Raw genomic sequence first — 14,503 nt, forward strand, 5'->3', positions numbered from 1 at the left:
AAATTCAAACAGACTTTTAGCAGTAAATACAAAAAAAGTTCTTGGAAATATTGATAATTCCAAATAAATATCTACCTTTGCACGCAGAAATCGAACCTAAGACACAAACTTGTGTTGAACGGTGCAAAGTTGTGAAAACCTTATTCAAGGGACTAACATCGTAATAAAGATATAACTTATTGAGAAATAGTGCTATACAAACCGATTTTCGGTTACTGGTGGCACCACCAAAAAGCTTTTCAATTTTAGAAAACCCTTGAATTAGAGATAGTTCAAGGGTTCTTTTTTTACCCTCGCTACGCATTTCATTACATATTTGTGAAGTTGGATTTCGCCAATTCAGTGGCTTTTTTTATGGCTTTTGAAAAAGCCATAAATATGTATCATACTTCATTGTTTTTCAACTATTTGACAATTTCAATCTCCGGTGTGAAAAAGTAATTTTGCACACATGACCGGATGGAGTCAGAAATGTGAAAGAAATTTAAAAATTCGGTATTTCCCATCGGGATAAAAAAAGGAATCGAACCCGGGATACAAAAGGCAATTCGAATCTGATAAAAATGGGATTTTTATGGCTATTCCACAAGTCCCTCAAAAAAGCCACTGAATTTAACATTTCGTTTCACGTCCTCATGTCATCCGGTTTTGACGAAACAATTGGATGTAACACCTCTAAAAAACAAAAGTGATGAAACAAGGAACAATGAACATTCTTTTTTTCGTGCTCAAAACGAAATTGTTGAAAAACGGTGAGGCCCCCGTACTGATGCGGATAACCATCAACGGGAGCTACGACGATGCCCGTATCCAAAGAAGCGTGCCTCTGAACTTATGGAATGCGGCCAAAGGATGCAGCAAGGGCAGGGACAGGGCATCCATCGCATTGAATACCTATATTGCTGAGTTACACGCACGTGCCCTCGAGAAACACAAGGAACTGGTATTGGAACAGGCCCTGATTACCCCGAAACTGATCCTGAAACGTGTTTTCGGGAAAGACATCGAAATGCGTACATTGCTCGGTACCATGCAGGATGGCATCAAGGAAATGGAAACACTGGCAGGCATAGACTACTCTCCCGTTACGATCAACCGGTACAAGAACGTGGTGAAGAAATTGCAGCAGCTTATCCCCTCTTATTACGGCAAGGAGGATATCACCTTCCATGAGCTGACACCGGAGTTCATCCGCGCGTTTGACATTTACCTGAAAACGGAGGGGGGACTGTGCCGTAACACGATAGTCCGCTACATGAAATGTTTCAAGAAATTCACCAACATGGCATTGGCAAAGGAATGGATGCGTAAGAATCCCTTTTACGGTTACAAGATGGAACAGGACGAGACCGATCCGGTATTCCTGACCTACGACGAGTTGCAGGCCGTCATGAAAAAGAAATTCACCATCCCACGGCTCGAGCTGGTCAGGGACATATTTGTCTTCGCGTGCTTCACTGGTCTGGCGTTCTCCGATGTCGCCACTCTGAGTGGTGAAAACCTGGTACAGGACAATCTCGGTGACTGGTGGATAAGGAAGGGAAGGGTCAAGTTGGAACACCGCAGAAAAGCGTCTTCCATCAGCAACATCCCACTGCTGCCTGTTCCACTGGCCATATTGGAGAAATACAGGGAACATCCGATCTGCGTAAAGAAAGGATGCTGCCTGCCTGTCATGTGCAACCAGAAAATGAACAGCTACCTCAAGGAAATCGCCGATTTCTGCGGCATAAAGAAAAATCTGACCACGCACGTTGCCAGGCACACTTTCGGGACCACCGTCACGCTCGCCAACAATGTACCCTTGCAGGACGTGTCCGTCATGCTCGGACATGCTTCCACACGCATGACGCAGCATTATGCGCGGGTCATGAACAGCAGCCTGAAAGAGGCGATGAACAATGTGAAGGAACGTCTGGAATGGTAAATATGCAACCGGCCCGTCATTGAAGGTATCTGAAAAGGCAGCCTTCTTTTTTTGTTATGCAGCCCGTTTATTATCCATTTTTATATTTAAAATATCTTTGGTCTTCTCAATTATTACTTTTCGAGAAGTCATCCTACAGAAATAAGTAAAAAACAAAAGGAAACTGACTTTTTTAGCCAGTTTCCTGAGATTATGTGCAATAGCAACCAGGGTAAATTCTGTTTTTACCTTCTCCAACCCTCTTAATCTAAACCGGTTCCACGCCGAGTTATGCTTTATCTGTGCAAAGACAGCTTCCGGTTCTATACATCGTCTGCCCCGATGATAAATACCTTCCTCACTCATGAGTCTTTCCCGTGCTTTTTGTTTATACCTGTTAAGGTTATAGTTAACTTCTATGATCCGGTTGGCCTTTGATTTATGGCATTGAGATTTCAGCGGGCACCCCTCACAATTTTGTGCCTGATAACGCTTCAGTATGGATACATATCCCAAATCGGATTTACTTTTCTTTTGACCTTTATACTCCATATGTTGTCCCATCGGGCATACGTAATAATCCCTTTCCCGGTTGTAGTAAAGGTTCTGTATGGCAAAAGCATCCTTCTTCCAGGCACGCTTTTGCTCTTTGTGGAAATAATTGTACTTGACAAAAGCCTCTATACCCGCATTCTCCATAAACTCGTAGTTTTGTTCACTTCCATAACCGGCATCGGCCACTACTATAGAGGATTGCCTATGATAAGTCTCTCGAAAATCTTTCAAAAAAGAAATTAAAGTTCCCGTATCTCCGGCTCGCCTGTAAATTCCCAGATTGGTAATAAATTGATTCTCTGTGGCAATCTGTATGTTATAGGCGGGTTTCAATTGCCCGTTTTTCATATGATCCTCTTTCATACGCATGAAGGTCGCATCCTCATCAGTCTTACTGAAAGAATTACGATCCCCTAATTTCTCTAATTGCGATTCGTATTTGGCAAGGCGGGGCAGATATTCTTCCTGTAACTTTTTGATTTGTTTCTGCTCAGCATTGTTCATCCCGGAGAGCCGTTTGTTTAAAGCGCTCACTTTTTCCCGCAAACCACAGGAATCCATATCCGGTAAGCAATCTGGTGTCCTTTCCTGTTTATCCTGCTCGATATGTTTGTCAACTTCACTAAGGATTGACTGTATTTTCGACTCCAGTTTTACCTTGTTCTTTTCCACGCTACCACGCCAGACAAAGGTGTAGCGATTGGATGCTGATTCCACTTTGGTACCATCGATATACTGTACATCCAAACTGACATAGCCGGATTCCTGTAACAGCAGAACAATGGCTGAAAACAACGATTTTATGTGTTCTTTTAAACGTTTGCCACGGAAATCATTGATCGTGCGGAAATCGGGAGTACTATTACCAGACAACCACATGAAGTGAATATTCTCCTGCAAGGCCTTTTCTATTTTGCGACAAGAATAGATATTGTTCAGGTATGCATAAAACAGAACTTTGAGCATCATACGGGGATGGTAGCTGCTGGTACCTCCTCCTTTATATGCCCAGAGCAGACAACTAATATCCAAGGCGTCTACAACACTGTTTACAACACGAACGGGATGATTGGGAGCTATCTTTTCCGATAAGCTGACCGGAAAAAGTACATTTTGGTTGGATGTTAACTCTTTAAATACTATCTTAGCCATTGCTATAATGTTTGGTTTTTGCAACGGTAAGATAATACTTTTTACCGAAATAAACAATAGCAAAAGGGACTATCCGACTTTTTGGACAGCCCCTTTTTGTTATACTGTCTGTTATCCATTTTCTCTGGAAAACATCTTTGGTCTTCATAATCATCCTGTACTGGCGAAATAATTCATCATGGACACTACATATCCAAGTAACGGTATCAGTACACCGATTACATATACCATAGCGTACCCCAAAAGGACGAGAGGTAATATTTTACGGTAAAGACCGGCGATGACAAGAAATATAAACAAAAAGCAAGAACCATAAACTCCTATTTGAAAACCGGGTATCAATTCATAAACGGGTACGGGCTCGGGGTTAAGCATGGCTCCGGCCACAATGGAATAAAGACTTGCCAACAATATAAACAATGTATACAGGCAGCTCTTAAAAATCCCGGGATCGTTTCTTTTACAATAGAGAATTGTTTGGATATCACTCCTAAGAAACTCAATACCCAGCAAGAGAGCTACCATGACACCCGTATCAAAAGCAGAGAATGTATTCATTTCAATCAATCACCTTTGACGCGAAGATATGTATTTATTCCGGAATGCCACGCCTTCGCTTGTTTTACGATATGATATTGATATCCGATAGTTTGGAAAATATTTGAAAAACCTTCGTTGTATGCTTTTAAATTTGCTCATTACACTTATTACATGTTGTATCCGACAAATTGAAAATCCCAGCCATTCTTTCAATTTCTTACCTGCAAATATAGCCCTTTGCCGGGTTGATTGCGCAAGGCGGCCCCTTTCAGGGGCTGGTTGGCTAAAAGAAAATCATCCTCGCTTCGCTGCGGTATTTTCTTTTGCCAAGCCTTGCGCAATCCCCGGCAAAGGACAGTCCGGCAAGTAAGAAACCGAAAAACCGGCTCCACGGAGCCGATCATGTCAAACAAACTAAAAGAATGAAGGTATGAACAGAGAGACAACAAGCAAAGTCCACAAAGGACAGCAGGGTGCCAATCCGAAAATGAGAATGTTGGTTTATCGGGAAAGGAGCTATCCCGCACGGAAGGTGCAAGGCAGGGACGGAAGCTATACGGTTGCCGCAGACAGCCTGGTGCCGGAACTGCTGGACGGCCTCAGAAGCCTTGACCCGGCAGCTTTCAAGCTGGACGAGGAAATCGCCTGCTATTGCTCGGACGAGGAAATCCAAAAACTGGCGGACGAAGAACTGGTAGAAATAATTTATGAATGGCAACGGTTATGACTGAAACAACAACAGCAAAGGTCCGGGAAGAACAAGTAACGGGCCTTACCGCAGAGAATGCGCACCGGGTCACGATGATCCGGGAAAAGGGTACGGACCATCCACCCGTACCGTTCCATTTCAGAAAGGAGCATCATGGAACGGGCAACTATGTACACCTGTACGGAAATCCGGAAGATCGGAATGAATTGCATTCCAGGGACTTCAAAGACTGGGAAGCCGTAGCGTTCAAACATCCTGGCTATCTGGAGGATATGTGGAAACAGGCTTGCGACGCATACGCCTGGAGTTCCTTCGACCCGGAGATTCGTGGCGAGACGGACATCATGATTTACGGGGAGGAGCTGCACAACGACCTGCAACTCATGCAGGAAGAGGAACGGGATACATACATCGCCGCCTACCGGAAAAAGCTATCCGCCCAGCTCTCGGCCCTCTCACGCTGTGCCAACCCGATGGTGACGGGACGGGGCGGATTTGATTACCACAGGCAGGAGAATACGAACAGAAGCTATCAGAACCGCTACGAGGAGTTCCGCAATTGGCGGCAAAAGGTTCTTGAAGCCGTCAGACGGAAAAAGGAAGCCGCACGACCGGAGGAAGAAAAACTGGAAAAGGCATGGCAGACGCTCAAACGCGACATCAAGAGCAGCGCCGACACCATCCACGGGATTGACACCGGACAATGCCGGGGTTATAACCGTGCCCTGTTCGTCAGCAGCATCCTGAACAAGGTATCCACCTTCGCCAATCACGGGGAAGTGGAAATCGTCCGCAGGGCCGTGGACTTCATTTCCGAATATAACGCAAGGGTAAGGAAACCCGTCATCACCCCGAGAAACAAATTCTTCCAATTGCCGGAACTTGCGGAACGGATGCGCAAAAGGCTGAAAGCGGTGCAAAGCCGGGAAAACAAGGAAGTGCCGTTCGAGGGCGGGACACTTGTATGGAACTATGGAGAAGACCGCCTTCAGATCCTGTTTGACAGGATTCCCGAAGACAACAGACGAAAGGAACTGAAATCCTCCGGATTCCGCTGGTCACCCAGAAACAAAGCATGGCAACGGCAGCTCACCTCCAATGCCCTCAGTGCCGCCAAGAGAGTGTTGAACCTTCAAAACATCTGAACCATGAATAACAACAAACTGAAATTCGTAGTCGATTCACGCAGTTTTGACGGCAGCTGCGTGACCACCATGTCTGACGGAATACACGGCGACTACCATCATGAGACACTGGAGGAACTGAGGGACAGGGAAAAGAACCCGTACCTCATAGCCGTGTCCGGAAATACCGTCCGCAAGATGATACGCATCTACTTGCAATCCCTCTGCGCCCCGTTCAGTGAGATTACGGAAGAAAGATATTTCGACTACATGGATGTCTTGCCCCCCATCCGCCATACCCGGAATTTCTTTTTCCTGGGAGAGCCTTATCATGCGGACATCTACCGGTTCTGCTTCCGGGCGGGCGGACGCTACTTCACGGGACTCCGCTCCGTTACCACGCCAAGAAAGGAACTGGAACGGCAGATGGACAACCATTACCGGAACATTACCTTCAAAGGAGACATCCTGAAAGAAAAGCCGATGGTCATCTCTGACCACGCACGGCATGCCTCTATAATTATAGTTCCTTATCTGTTTCTTGACATAAATGGCGAGAAGAAGTTCATCTGCAACCTGATGAGAGGAACGGACGAATCGTCAGGCAGGGATGTAAGGCTGGAAACCGCCAAAATCCTGCAAAGCCTGCGCCGTCATCATTTCCTCTACTTCTCCGGCTATGAGGAAAACGACGATATGGACAAGTTCCTAGGCGAAGTGATGAAGAAAAAGCACACCCTGCTGGCAAATGGTAACTTCCTCCAATATCCCGTGAACCGGGAGTCCGTGTCGTTTACCGGAACGGTCAGGGAAACAGGCGAGCCGTTCTTCTTCCGGATTTACGACAGGGAGCTGTTCCTGCACCTGTTGTACGTCCTGAGAGGCATCACAAGGGAAAAAGCTAAAATATAACGTGACACATAACGACGGTATGGTGACTGTCTTTCCGACCCGTCACCATACAAAAAAAACAATGAGATCATGAGAACTGTGACCGAAGAATCGTTGCGACGCAGGCTGGCCCGTCTGGAGTCGGCCCTGGAAAGCGAAAAGGCACGCCTGAGAAAAGTATGCGGCGGCATCCCCTGGGGAGCCGGGATGAGGCGTACCAAATGTACCCCCTCATTCCGAAGGGAGGACGAACTGATCGGGAAAATCAAGGCGGTGAGACGGCAACTCTCCCAAATGTCCGCAGGCGGTGACAATCACACGTTTAAAGAAACAGGCAGGTGAATGCCGGCCAATTAACTTGCAAGTCAATAATTTTAAAACCAGTTACGAATATGAACACCCAATTGGCTATAATCCGTTCAGAGGGAAAAGAACATCTCTGTTACCGGGAAGAGGAATATTTTGTCGATGTATCCTATCCGATGGTGACATTTACCAAAGGGGAGGATGATTTTGAAATTGTCAAATGCGACCATCCGTCCATGGAAGAGACTTTCCTGTATCAGGAAAGCCGTCTCTCAATCGTGATTGAAATGTACCATAACGGCTGGCCGGCATTGTCTCTGAAAGATCCCGTGACCCATGAGATATACACGGTCCTGACGGTCAACTTAGAGGATAAGGCGGCATTCTCACTGCCTGACAGGGCATTCGTGGACATCAACAACAATCCTGATGCCATGGAGTTCCTTCTGTCCAACAAATTGGCTGAGGATACAGGTTATAGACGTCAGAGCGGCTGGGTAAGCTACCCGATGGTCACACTTAACCTTCCGACGTTTTACAGGCTTGACCCACATGCCTTTAGCGCAATATTGAATATCCGGTAATCCTTCCGGGCAATGAATCTGGTATCAACAATCAAATGGAAAGAATCATGAAAAGATATGACATAAGAGTAAGGTATTCCTTCGAGGGCACTTACACGGTAGCGGCAGAAGACCGCGATGAAGCAAAAAGAATGGTAAATGACGATTGCGGTCTTGTTTTGGGCGGCGATATCCACACGACACGCGATGACGATGAAGTGTTGGACTGGGATTTCTGTATCCATCCCGACACGCGGATTCTCTCCTTGCAGGAAAGAGGCGGAAAAGGAAGTTTACCGTCAGAAGCCGTTGATTTCAGCGGCAGGATCAAGGAACTGCGGGGGGACATCATCGACGCGATACGGCAGTTGCTCCATGCTCACTGCATGAAAGAAATTCGTCTTCCGGAAGAGGATTATGATCCGGTCTGGGTGATATGGTTTAGCAAGAACGGAGAACCATATGAATGCAGGGTGACAGGACTCCGGGTAACGGCGGACAGCCTGACCGTCCTTGCCGAAGAGAAAGAAAGCGGTGACGAGGTGCAGTGTCACAGCCCGTTTGAACTCGGCGCAAAGAACATAGACTGGCTTCATGAGATGTATGAGGCTGTGTGGTATCAACTGAGAGAAACAAACAATGTAGAATCACAAATAGAAGAACCATGAAATATCAAGCGGAAAATACCGTCTCCAGTTTCTTCTACTACATGTGGAACGCCTGGAGCGAGGAGGAATGCAAAGCCGTGTATGGCGGCATGTACCCGCATTTCTGGGAAAAATGGTGCGTGGCGACAGACAAGGGCACATTCGGCGCGGCGGAACGGTTCTACCTGGAACTCTCGGAAGACAACCGCAGGATTCTGGTGGAACGGGCCGTCTCGATATATGACGGACGACACTTCAGAAAAAGGAACAGTAACCCCAAAAATCAAACAGTATGCGAGGAAACATTATCAGTCTGATCGGCAGCTCATGCAGTTGCAGTCAAACGGAAGCACAGGAATACCTGGACTCCGAAATCCGGTACCTGCGCGAATTGCAGGAGGTGGACGACTTGAGAGAAGATGACATGGAAACGGCCTGTCTCAACCTCGGTCTTGACCTTGACTACCGGGAATATTTTATCAACCGCCTCGCAGGGGCATAAAAAACTTATGGCTATGACTTATTTTCAGAACATACACTCTCTGGCGGACTTGAAGAAAGAATACCGCCGGCTGGCATTGGAGCACCACCCGGACAAGGGTGGCGACACTGCAATCATGCAACAGGTGAACACCGAGTTTGGAAGGCTTTTTGAGGCTTGGAAAGACAAACCAGATGTCTTTGCGACTTCAACCGGATATGAATATGACTATCCGGGAGCCACGGCAAAGGAATACACTGAGTACGTGTATAACGAATACCGCTGGAAAGGCCGCAATTACAAGGGACAGCACGCACCGGAAATCGTGGAACTGATACGGGCATGGTTCAGGGAGACCTATCCGGGATACAAGTTCTCTGTCAGACGGGAGAATTGCCACTCCATCCATATCCGGTTGATGAAAGCGGATTTCGAGGCGTTCACCAAAGAGTCCGGAAAAGTTCAAGGCGATGTCAACCACCATCATATCGCTTCAGACAAATCATTGACGGACAGGGCAAAGGATGTAATGATGAATATCTACGATTTCATCATGTCGTACAATTTCGATGACAGCGACCCCATGACGGACTATTTTCATACCAACTTTTACCTGACGCTCGGAATTGGAAGTTACAAACAGCCGTACAAGGTGGAACCGCCCAAACTCGGCAGCAAAGACAAGCCGGAGGTATTCAAGCATCCGGAAGGTCCGGCACACAAGGCAATGCTGCGGGCATTGGGCAAAGCGCGTTTCGGCTTCATCGAAAGCCGGAAGTATGCCGGGGAAATAATTCTAGGGGAAGACTGTTTCGGCTCACGGGGCGAAGTCTATTTTTGGCCGAAGGAATATTCAAGCGCAAAAATGGCCCAAAAACGCATCGACAAACTGGAGGAAGCCGGAATAAAGTGCGAACTCACCGGCTATAACGGAGGATACATCCGCCTGCTCGGGTACACCCCTGAGATGAGAGATTCCCTGGAGCGGGAACGTCAGGAGTACGCCGCCGCATATCAGGCATGGCACTCAAAACAGGGTTTGAAAACAATCTGATTCAGAAATTATGGATACAAACAATTTGGACAAGTGGTGGCACGGACTTCCGGAAAACACCAGACAGGCTATAGGAGACGATGGGATATGGGAAAAACTGGACATGCCATCCCGTTCGGCACTACACCGGTATTCCCTGCTTAGAATTTACGGAACGGCAAAAGACAGGGACGAGGAACGCACGCTGCTCAATGAAATCGCGTGCGGACTGGGCGACCTTGCCCTTGTCTGTAAAAACGGCATCGCGTTGGAAGAAATGTGCAACGGGAACGGGGAATTTTACGATGAATACCAGGATCAGTTCAATATATTATATGACAATTACGGACACATACTAGAAAATATAAGCTGGCCGGACTGGATCGGACATACAATTCCGACAAACAGGGAACTGGTCCGGTTATTGGAACATCACGGTTACAAGCGTATGGAAATCGATACCGACAGAAGAATCCCGAAAACTTTCTATGTTTTCCGTCGTGGGTTGCACATCAACGCAAGCGAGGACTTGTCTTACCACATCGTACCGCAACAGGACAGTTTCGGACTGGGGCGTTTTGCGGTATGCGCTACCAAAGAGGGTGAAAGCTCCCAGCTGGGAACTGACTGTGCCCGGCTCTTTTTGAGGCGCTTCCTTGCCTTCCTGAAGGGTGAAAGAAGCGGAAAAGAGATTATAGATGTAATATGCAACAACCAACAAACTGAACGATAGTATGAAAGCAAAAGTATTCAAGTACAAGTCTGACGGGAATACCGTCGTGGCTCCTTATATGGAACTGGAGCCGTACGCAGAGAATGTATATCTCTCCCTGTCGAGAAAGAACGAATATGGGAATGAGGACGATGACTGTTTCCATGTGGTCTGCCGGATTGAAAACGTTTATTTTTCCAGCGGGCAGTATTCACGCCGGTTCCTCAAAGGAGAAGGCCGCAGGGAGGAAGCCGCCGCCTATTGCAGGAACTGGATTGCGGATACGCTTCAGGGCGCGGAAAGAGGAGCCTTCGTCAGATTGATCTCCATCCGTGTGTTCAATGCCCTCGGACTCGACACCGCACCCTTGCTGCAAGCCCGTGAGGCATACAAAAGGAAGCAGGAACATAAACGCAGGGAACAGGAGGAGAAAGAGGCGGAAGAGCGCAGAGCGCGGGAAGAGCAACATCAGCTGCTGCTCGATGAACAGAAACAGAAATTCCTGGACGGGGAACGGATCACGGGAGGAATGTTCCTTGAAATCACCGGAAGGGATGGTTTTGACATCCATATCAGAACCAAAGGGACATTCAACAGGCATGTAAGAGGCATTGACAGGAACGGAACCATCAGTTTCCGGAAAATCAAGGGCCGCCGGACACCGAACTTTACCGGATGCCATAAGGCCGTGCCCGCCTATCTTGCGTTCATAACAGAAAAAGAGGGCAAACAATAAAATCCGGGACGGTAACGGCTTGTTCCATGCGGCTGTTACCGCTACCATCTTCCGACCTCACAACTCACGGTTCAGCGCCATTGCCAGCGGAAACATAAACTGGTTATAGGCTTTAAGCTTTTGTAGGTTCAGCACATATCCGGCATAAGGGTTGGTCAAATCGGTGTAGAAGAATACATCGGTAAATCCTGCATGTTCTTCCACAATTTCACCCTCCAACGGAATTTCCTCCACATTGAACCGCTCCAGAGGCAGCTCTTCCAGACGGGCATGCTCCACATTGCCCAATACGTTCAGGTTGCGGTTAAACAGCACGAACCCTTTCTTCCTGTAATCCACACGCATACCATACGGACGCTCCACAAGGAAAGCATCCGCCGCTTTCTTTAGATAGTTTTCCATAATCCTGAAATTAGAAATTGCAAAAATACAGCATTTGTCCGGCAATGGCGAACAAATCAGGAAGATTATCTAAGGAATCCACACAAAATCCCACAACAAAAAACAACCGTATATTTTATTTCCCACCCTGCAAAGATAGTCCCGCGTCCTGTGTACCCGTACAAGGTCAGGCCCCTTCGGGGTTGGCTGAAAGAAAATCATCCTCGCTTCGCTGCGGTATTTTCTTTCGCCAAACCTTGCGGGTACGGCCACGGGACTGTCAGGCAGGCGAGAAATAAAAATACCGGCTCCCGGAGCCGGACGTGTTTAACAGATAAAAATACAATGAATCATGAAAATCCTGAATGAAGAACATTTCGAGAATGTAAAGCGCTATGCCGAATCCATCGGTGACACCTCACTTCAAAAGTGCTTGGAACGGTTGAAGAGTTGGGAGGGGAATCCTGACTATCCCAGTGAGATTTCACTCTACTATGACCATGCCCCATACTCGTTCGGCTTTACCCAGCATTATGCTGATGGAAGAATAGGTATCGTAGGAGGTCTGCTCTATCATGGAATACCTGACAGATCGTTTGCCGTAACATTGCAGCCGTTCCACGGATGGCAGATACATACCTGAAAAACATGAAACTTGACAATGGACGAAAAGCAGACTTCAGAACAGAGAATCCGAGGTCTGCTTTTTCATTTCTTGCTGTAAAGATAGCCGTTTTCCGGGCTGATTGTGCAAGGCGGCCCCTTTCAGGGGCTGGGTTGGCTGAAAGAAAATCATCCTCGCTTCGCTGCGGTATTTTCTTTCGCCAAGCCTTGCCGCAATCCCCGGAAAACAGACTGAAAAGACATCAAGAAATAAAAATGCCTACCCATGTAGGCCGATGTTTTACTTAAAAAAGAACAGATATGGAAACACTGGATTATAACCGGCTGCTGCTTGTCTCTCTCTGGCAATACAACCACCATGGGGATGAAGGGCTGACTCACGCACTTTTCGAGGAAACGTTCGGAAAGATCTATGGAAGTCACTGTTACGAAAAATGGACCGGCTGCTTCAAGCAGAATCTCTGGGACATGATTGCCTATTTCAGAAGTGAGAAGGAGAACGGACAGAAGTTCTGCGACATGGTTGCCCGTCAGGTCAAATTGTACCAACAAAAACGATCTCAATATGAAGTACGCTAATTTTTATGACCTGGAAAGTCTGACTCTGCTCAACAGGCATGAAGGGTGTGCCTGCTCCATAAAGGAGTGTGATGTGGAGAAGGTGAACCGGCTGATTTCAAGGATGCGGCAGGACAGGGAAAGAGTCAGTTTACCGACCGCAGGAGATGTCGTCACTTATATCACCCGTGGCGGTGACTATTATCCGCAGGCACACATTGAAAGGGGCGATGACCGGGAAGTCCATATTTGCCTTCTCCCACAGACACCTTTCTGCCATGAAAATGAAAAGTGTACCGGTTACAATACGGAAGGAGGCCCTTGGGTTATAACCGGTCCGGAATTGCTGCTTCCCGATGGCATACGCAGCAAACAGTTCCGGATGTGGGGGCATACCGGAAGGCACAAGAACGGTGCCGTCCTCTTCCACACATTCGTCAGGGCTTGGAAATACACGGAACCCGATCCTCTGTACGGAAAGTACACCACAAAAGAATGGACGAGATACATCATCGAGTGTCAGCCGGATATTGAACCGGCTGATGCCTTTGTCTATCGGAATGAGGCATTCACCCTTTACTCGAAGGAAGAACTGGAGCGGCTGGTCGGGATTCTGCACGGAAAGCTTTTCAACGGATTCCGTCCCGGTCTGTTCATACTCTGGGCATACCGTATGGAATGGAAGGAACTTCCCGCATGGGAATGGAACATGCTGAAAGCGGACACCCATCTCTCTTTCCTTGGCATTTCTCCCGTCAGGATACAGACTGACCATAAAAGACATATAGTAACAATCTATAAAAAATCAGAGTAATATGGCACCATACAACACACCGCAGGCGATACGTCTGCTTGAGAAAATGATCTGTGATTTCGCCTATTCGAACGGCTACGATCCGATATCCGTTTTCAACGATTTCCTGCGTTATGTCATTCACGGGTTCTCTCCCGGCGCACCGCCTCTTATGGATTGGAAATACAAACGGCAGCAGAACAGGCATTTTATGGAGATGCTTACCGGATGGATACGGCTCATGCAGCGGGAATTGCAATCCGGCGGATGGTTTGATGCGTTCGGTGACCTCTTCATGGCAATATCTTCCAAAATCGGTCGTCAGGTGAACGGACAGTTCTTTACCCCGCCGGATATCTGCGACCTGATGGTCTTATGTACCGATTCGGGGGAGACAGCGACAGGAAAACGTATCTGTGACCCGACATGCGGAAGCGGAAGGCTACTGCTGGCATATCATGTACGCCACCTGGGTAATTATCTGGTTGCAGAAGATGTCAACCGTACCTGTTGCCTGATGACCGTTTGCAACATGCTCGTACATGGCTGCATAGGTGAGGTCATCCACCATGACAGCCTCTTCCCCGAAAACTTCATGGACGGCTGGATGGTAAACCATACACTGACTCAGACGGGCATTCCTTCCATTCGCCGGATGAGCGAGGAGGAATATCGGACAAGCAGGAACATGTCCGTTGACCTGCTCAGAAAGCGGAAAGAGAAATTGTGCCAAATGCAGCCGGACAAGAAACAATTGCCATATAAACATAGCAGAATTTATAAACAATAAAC

The 14,503-nt window shown here is 47.4% G+C and carries 20 protein-coding genes; 16 read left to right on the forward strand and 4 right to left on the reverse strand.

Features of this window, described 5'->3' with window-relative positions; genetic code table 11:
• The first annotated feature begins 691 nt into the window (after positions 1-691).
• Entirely contained in the window at positions 692-1,927 is a 1,236-nt protein-coding gene (locus CI960_RS15860) for a site-specific integrase (RefSeq protein WP_034527703.1), read from the forward strand.
• Positions 1,928-1,981: 54 nt separating this feature from the next.
• Here CI960_RS15860 and CI960_RS15865 read toward each other — a convergent pair whose 3' ends face one another.
• The 3 genes from CI960_RS15865 to CI960_RS23970 all read right to left on the reverse strand — a co-directional run bounded on the left by CI960_RS15865 (position 1,982) and on the right by CI960_RS23970 (position 4,557).
• A complete protein-coding gene (locus CI960_RS15865) occupies positions 1,982-3,613 on the reverse strand; it encodes an IS1182 family transposase (protein WP_094582479.1) in 1,632 nt (543 codons plus the stop codon).
• Between the two features lie 150 nt (positions 3,614-3,763).
• The gene (locus tag CI960_RS15870) at positions 3,764-4,171 is read right to left on the reverse strand and encodes a hypothetical protein (RefSeq protein WP_008778233.1); all 408 of its coding nucleotides are present in this window, start codon (positions 4,169-4,171) and stop codon (positions 3,764-3,766) included.
• A 191-nt stretch (positions 4,172-4,362) separates the two neighbouring features.
• Positions 4,363-4,557: a hypothetical protein gene (locus CI960_RS23970; protein WP_005634939.1), complete on the reverse strand. Its 195-nt coding sequence runs from the start codon at positions 4,555-4,557 to the stop codon at positions 4,363-4,365.
• Between the two features lie 26 nt (positions 4,558-4,583).
• Here CI960_RS23970 and CI960_RS15880 point away from each other — a divergent pair, with 26 nt between their 5' ends.
• From CI960_RS15880 to CI960_RS15930, 11 genes are all read left to right on the forward strand, one after another.
• A complete protein-coding gene (locus CI960_RS15880; RefSeq protein ID WP_008778531.1) occupies positions 4,584-4,880 on the forward strand; it encodes a hypothetical protein in 297 nt (98 codons plus the stop codon).
• Positions 4,865-6,007, forward strand: a complete 1,143-nt coding sequence (locus tag CI960_RS15885; RefSeq protein ID WP_094582481.1) for a hypothetical protein — start codon at positions 4,865-4,867, stop codon at positions 6,005-6,007. The genes CI960_RS15880 and CI960_RS15885 overlap by 16 nt, the downstream gene beginning before the upstream one ends.
• A gap of 3 nt (positions 6,008-6,010) precedes the next feature.
• On the forward strand, positions 6,011-6,898 hold the full coding sequence (locus CI960_RS15890) for a hypothetical protein (RefSeq protein ID WP_008778532.1): 888 nt from the start codon (positions 6,011-6,013) through the stop codon (positions 6,896-6,898).
• A 69-nt stretch (positions 6,899-6,967) separates the two neighbouring features.
• A complete protein-coding gene (locus CI960_RS15895) occupies positions 6,968-7,219 on the forward strand; it encodes a hypothetical protein (protein ID WP_008778833.1) in 252 nt (83 codons plus the stop codon).
• A gap of 50 nt (positions 7,220-7,269) precedes the next feature.
• Positions 7,270-7,767 (forward strand): DUF4313 domain-containing protein, encoded by a 498-nt coding sequence (locus CI960_RS15900; protein WP_094582483.1) that lies wholly within the window; start codon positions 7,270-7,272, stop codon positions 7,765-7,767.
• A gap of 47 nt (positions 7,768-7,814) precedes the next feature.
• On the forward strand, positions 7,815-8,414 hold the full coding sequence (locus tag CI960_RS15905; RefSeq protein ID WP_094582485.1) for a hypothetical protein: 600 nt from the start codon (positions 7,815-7,817) through the stop codon (positions 8,412-8,414).
• A complete protein-coding gene (locus CI960_RS15910) occupies positions 8,411-8,710 on the forward strand; it encodes a hypothetical protein (RefSeq protein WP_032934309.1) in 300 nt (99 codons plus the stop codon). Before CI960_RS15905 ends, CI960_RS15910 begins: the two co-directional genes overlap by 4 nt.
• Complete coding sequence (locus CI960_RS23700) at positions 8,686-8,895, forward strand: hypothetical protein (protein WP_034530589.1); 210 nt, start codon at positions 8,686-8,688, stop codon at positions 8,893-8,895. Before CI960_RS15910 ends, CI960_RS23700 begins: the two co-directional genes overlap by 25 nt.
• 13 nt (positions 8,896-8,908) lie before the next feature.
• Positions 8,909-9,928 carry an LPD29 domain-containing protein gene (locus CI960_RS15920; protein ID WP_008778536.1) on the forward strand — a complete coding sequence of 340 codons (1,020 nt, stop codon included), beginning with the start codon at positions 8,909-8,911 and terminating at the stop codon, positions 9,926-9,928.
• Between the two features lie 10 nt (positions 9,929-9,938).
• Positions 9,939-10,640 carry a hypothetical protein gene (locus CI960_RS15925; protein ID WP_008778537.1) on the forward strand — a complete coding sequence of 234 codons (702 nt, stop codon included), beginning with the start codon at positions 9,939-9,941 and terminating at the stop codon, positions 10,638-10,640.
• Between the two features lies 1 nt (position 10,641).
• The gene (locus CI960_RS15930) at positions 10,642-11,355 is read left to right on the forward strand and encodes a hypothetical protein (protein ID WP_008778538.1); all 714 of its coding nucleotides are present in this window, start codon (positions 10,642-10,644) and stop codon (positions 11,353-11,355) included.
• 57 nt (positions 11,356-11,412) lie between these two features.
• Here CI960_RS15930 and CI960_RS15935 read toward each other — a convergent pair whose 3' ends face one another.
• A complete protein-coding gene (locus CI960_RS15935; protein WP_008675239.1) occupies positions 11,413-11,757 on the reverse strand; it encodes a hypothetical protein in 345 nt (114 codons plus the stop codon).
• Positions 11,758-12,088: 331 nt separating this feature from the next.
• On the opposite strand from CI960_RS15935, the gene CI960_RS15945 reads away from it, so the two are divergent.
• From CI960_RS15945 to CI960_RS15960, 4 genes are all read left to right on the forward strand, one after another.
• Entirely contained in the window at positions 12,089-12,379 is a 291-nt protein-coding gene (locus CI960_RS15945; RefSeq protein ID WP_007838816.1) for a DUF4120 family protein, read from the forward strand.
• Positions 12,380-12,660: 281 nt separating this feature from the next.
• Complete coding sequence (locus tag CI960_RS15950; protein ID WP_008675235.1) at positions 12,661-12,939, forward strand: hypothetical protein; 279 nt, start codon at positions 12,661-12,663, stop codon at positions 12,937-12,939.
• Positions 12,926-13,732, forward strand: a complete 807-nt coding sequence (locus CI960_RS15955) for a DUF4121 family protein (protein ID WP_008778542.1) — start codon at positions 12,926-12,928, stop codon at positions 13,730-13,732. Before CI960_RS15950 ends, CI960_RS15955 begins: the two co-directional genes overlap by 14 nt.
• Before the next feature lies 1 nt (position 13,733).
• Positions 13,734-14,501: an N-6 DNA methylase gene (locus CI960_RS15960; protein ID WP_008778543.1), complete on the forward strand. Its 768-nt coding sequence runs from the start codon at positions 13,734-13,736 to the stop codon at positions 14,499-14,501.
• Positions 14,502-14,503 lie beyond the last annotated feature (2 nt).

Origin of the sequence: Parabacteroides sp. CT06, assembly GCF_002257605.1 — a bacterium.
Lineage (GTDB): Bacteria > Bacteroidota > Bacteroidia > Bacteroidales > Tannerellaceae > Parabacteroides > Parabacteroides distasonis.

Bases quoted from the DNA above. Each gene is read 5' to 3' on its own strand.
- CI960_RS15950 (WP_008675235.1), top strand. From the start codon at position 12,661: ATGGAAACACTGGATTATAACCGGCTGCTGCTTGTCTCTCTCTGGCAA.
- CI960_RS15880 (WP_008778531.1), top strand. From the start codon at position 4,584: ATGAACAGAGAGACAACAAGCAAAGTCCACAAAGGACAGCAGGGTGCC.
- CI960_RS15960 (WP_008778543.1), top strand. From the start codon at position 13,734: ATGGCACCATACAACACACCGCAGGCGATACGTCTGCTTGAGAAAATG.
- CI960_RS15935 (WP_008675239.1), bottom strand. From the start codon at position 11,757: ATGGAAAACTATCTAAAGAAAGCGGCGGATGCTTTCCTTGTGGAGCGT.
- CI960_RS15955 (WP_008778542.1), top strand. From the start codon at position 12,926: ATGAAGTACGCTAATTTTTATGACCTGGAAAGTCTGACTCTGCTCAAC.
- CI960_RS15910 (WP_032934309.1), top strand. From the start codon at position 8,411: ATGAAATATCAAGCGGAAAATACCGTCTCCAGTTTCTTCTACTACATG.
- CI960_RS15925 (WP_008778537.1), top strand. From the start codon at position 9,939: ATGGATACAAACAATTTGGACAAGTGGTGGCACGGACTTCCGGAAAAC.
- CI960_RS23970 (WP_005634939.1), bottom strand. From the start codon at position 4,557: ATGATCGGCTCCGTGGAGCCGGTTTTTCGGTTTCTTACTTGCCGGACT.
- CI960_RS15870 (WP_008778233.1), bottom strand. From the start codon at position 4,171: ATGAATACATTCTCTGCTTTTGATACGGGTGTCATGGTAGCTCTCTTG.
- CI960_RS15920 (WP_008778536.1), top strand. From the start codon at position 8,909: ATGACTTATTTTCAGAACATACACTCTCTGGCGGACTTGAAGAAAGAA.
- CI960_RS15885 (WP_094582481.1), top strand. From the start codon at position 4,865: ATGGCAACGGTTATGACTGAAACAACAACAGCAAAGGTCCGGGAAGAA.
- CI960_RS15930 (WP_008778538.1), top strand. From the start codon at position 10,642: ATGAAAGCAAAAGTATTCAAGTACAAGTCTGACGGGAATACCGTCGTG.
- CI960_RS15905 (WP_094582485.1), top strand. From the start codon at position 7,815: ATGAAAAGATATGACATAAGAGTAAGGTATTCCTTCGAGGGCACTTAC.
- CI960_RS15895 (WP_008778833.1), top strand. From the start codon at position 6,968: ATGAGAACTGTGACCGAAGAATCGTTGCGACGCAGGCTGGCCCGTCTG.
- CI960_RS15900 (WP_094582483.1), top strand. From the start codon at position 7,270: ATGAACACCCAATTGGCTATAATCCGTTCAGAGGGAAAAGAACATCTC.
- CI960_RS15945 (WP_007838816.1), top strand. From the start codon at position 12,089: ATGAAAATCCTGAATGAAGAACATTTCGAGAATGTAAAGCGCTATGCC.
- CI960_RS15890 (WP_008778532.1), top strand. From the start codon at position 6,011: ATGAATAACAACAAACTGAAATTCGTAGTCGATTCACGCAGTTTTGAC.
- CI960_RS15860 (WP_034527703.1), top strand. From the start codon at position 692: ATGAAACAAGGAACAATGAACATTCTTTTTTTCGTGCTCAAAACGAAA.
- CI960_RS23700 (WP_034530589.1), top strand. From the start codon at position 8,686: ATGCGAGGAAACATTATCAGTCTGATCGGCAGCTCATGCAGTTGCAGT.
- CI960_RS15865 (WP_094582479.1), bottom strand. From the start codon at position 3,613: ATGGCTAAGATAGTATTTAAAGAGTTAACATCCAACCAAAATGTACTT.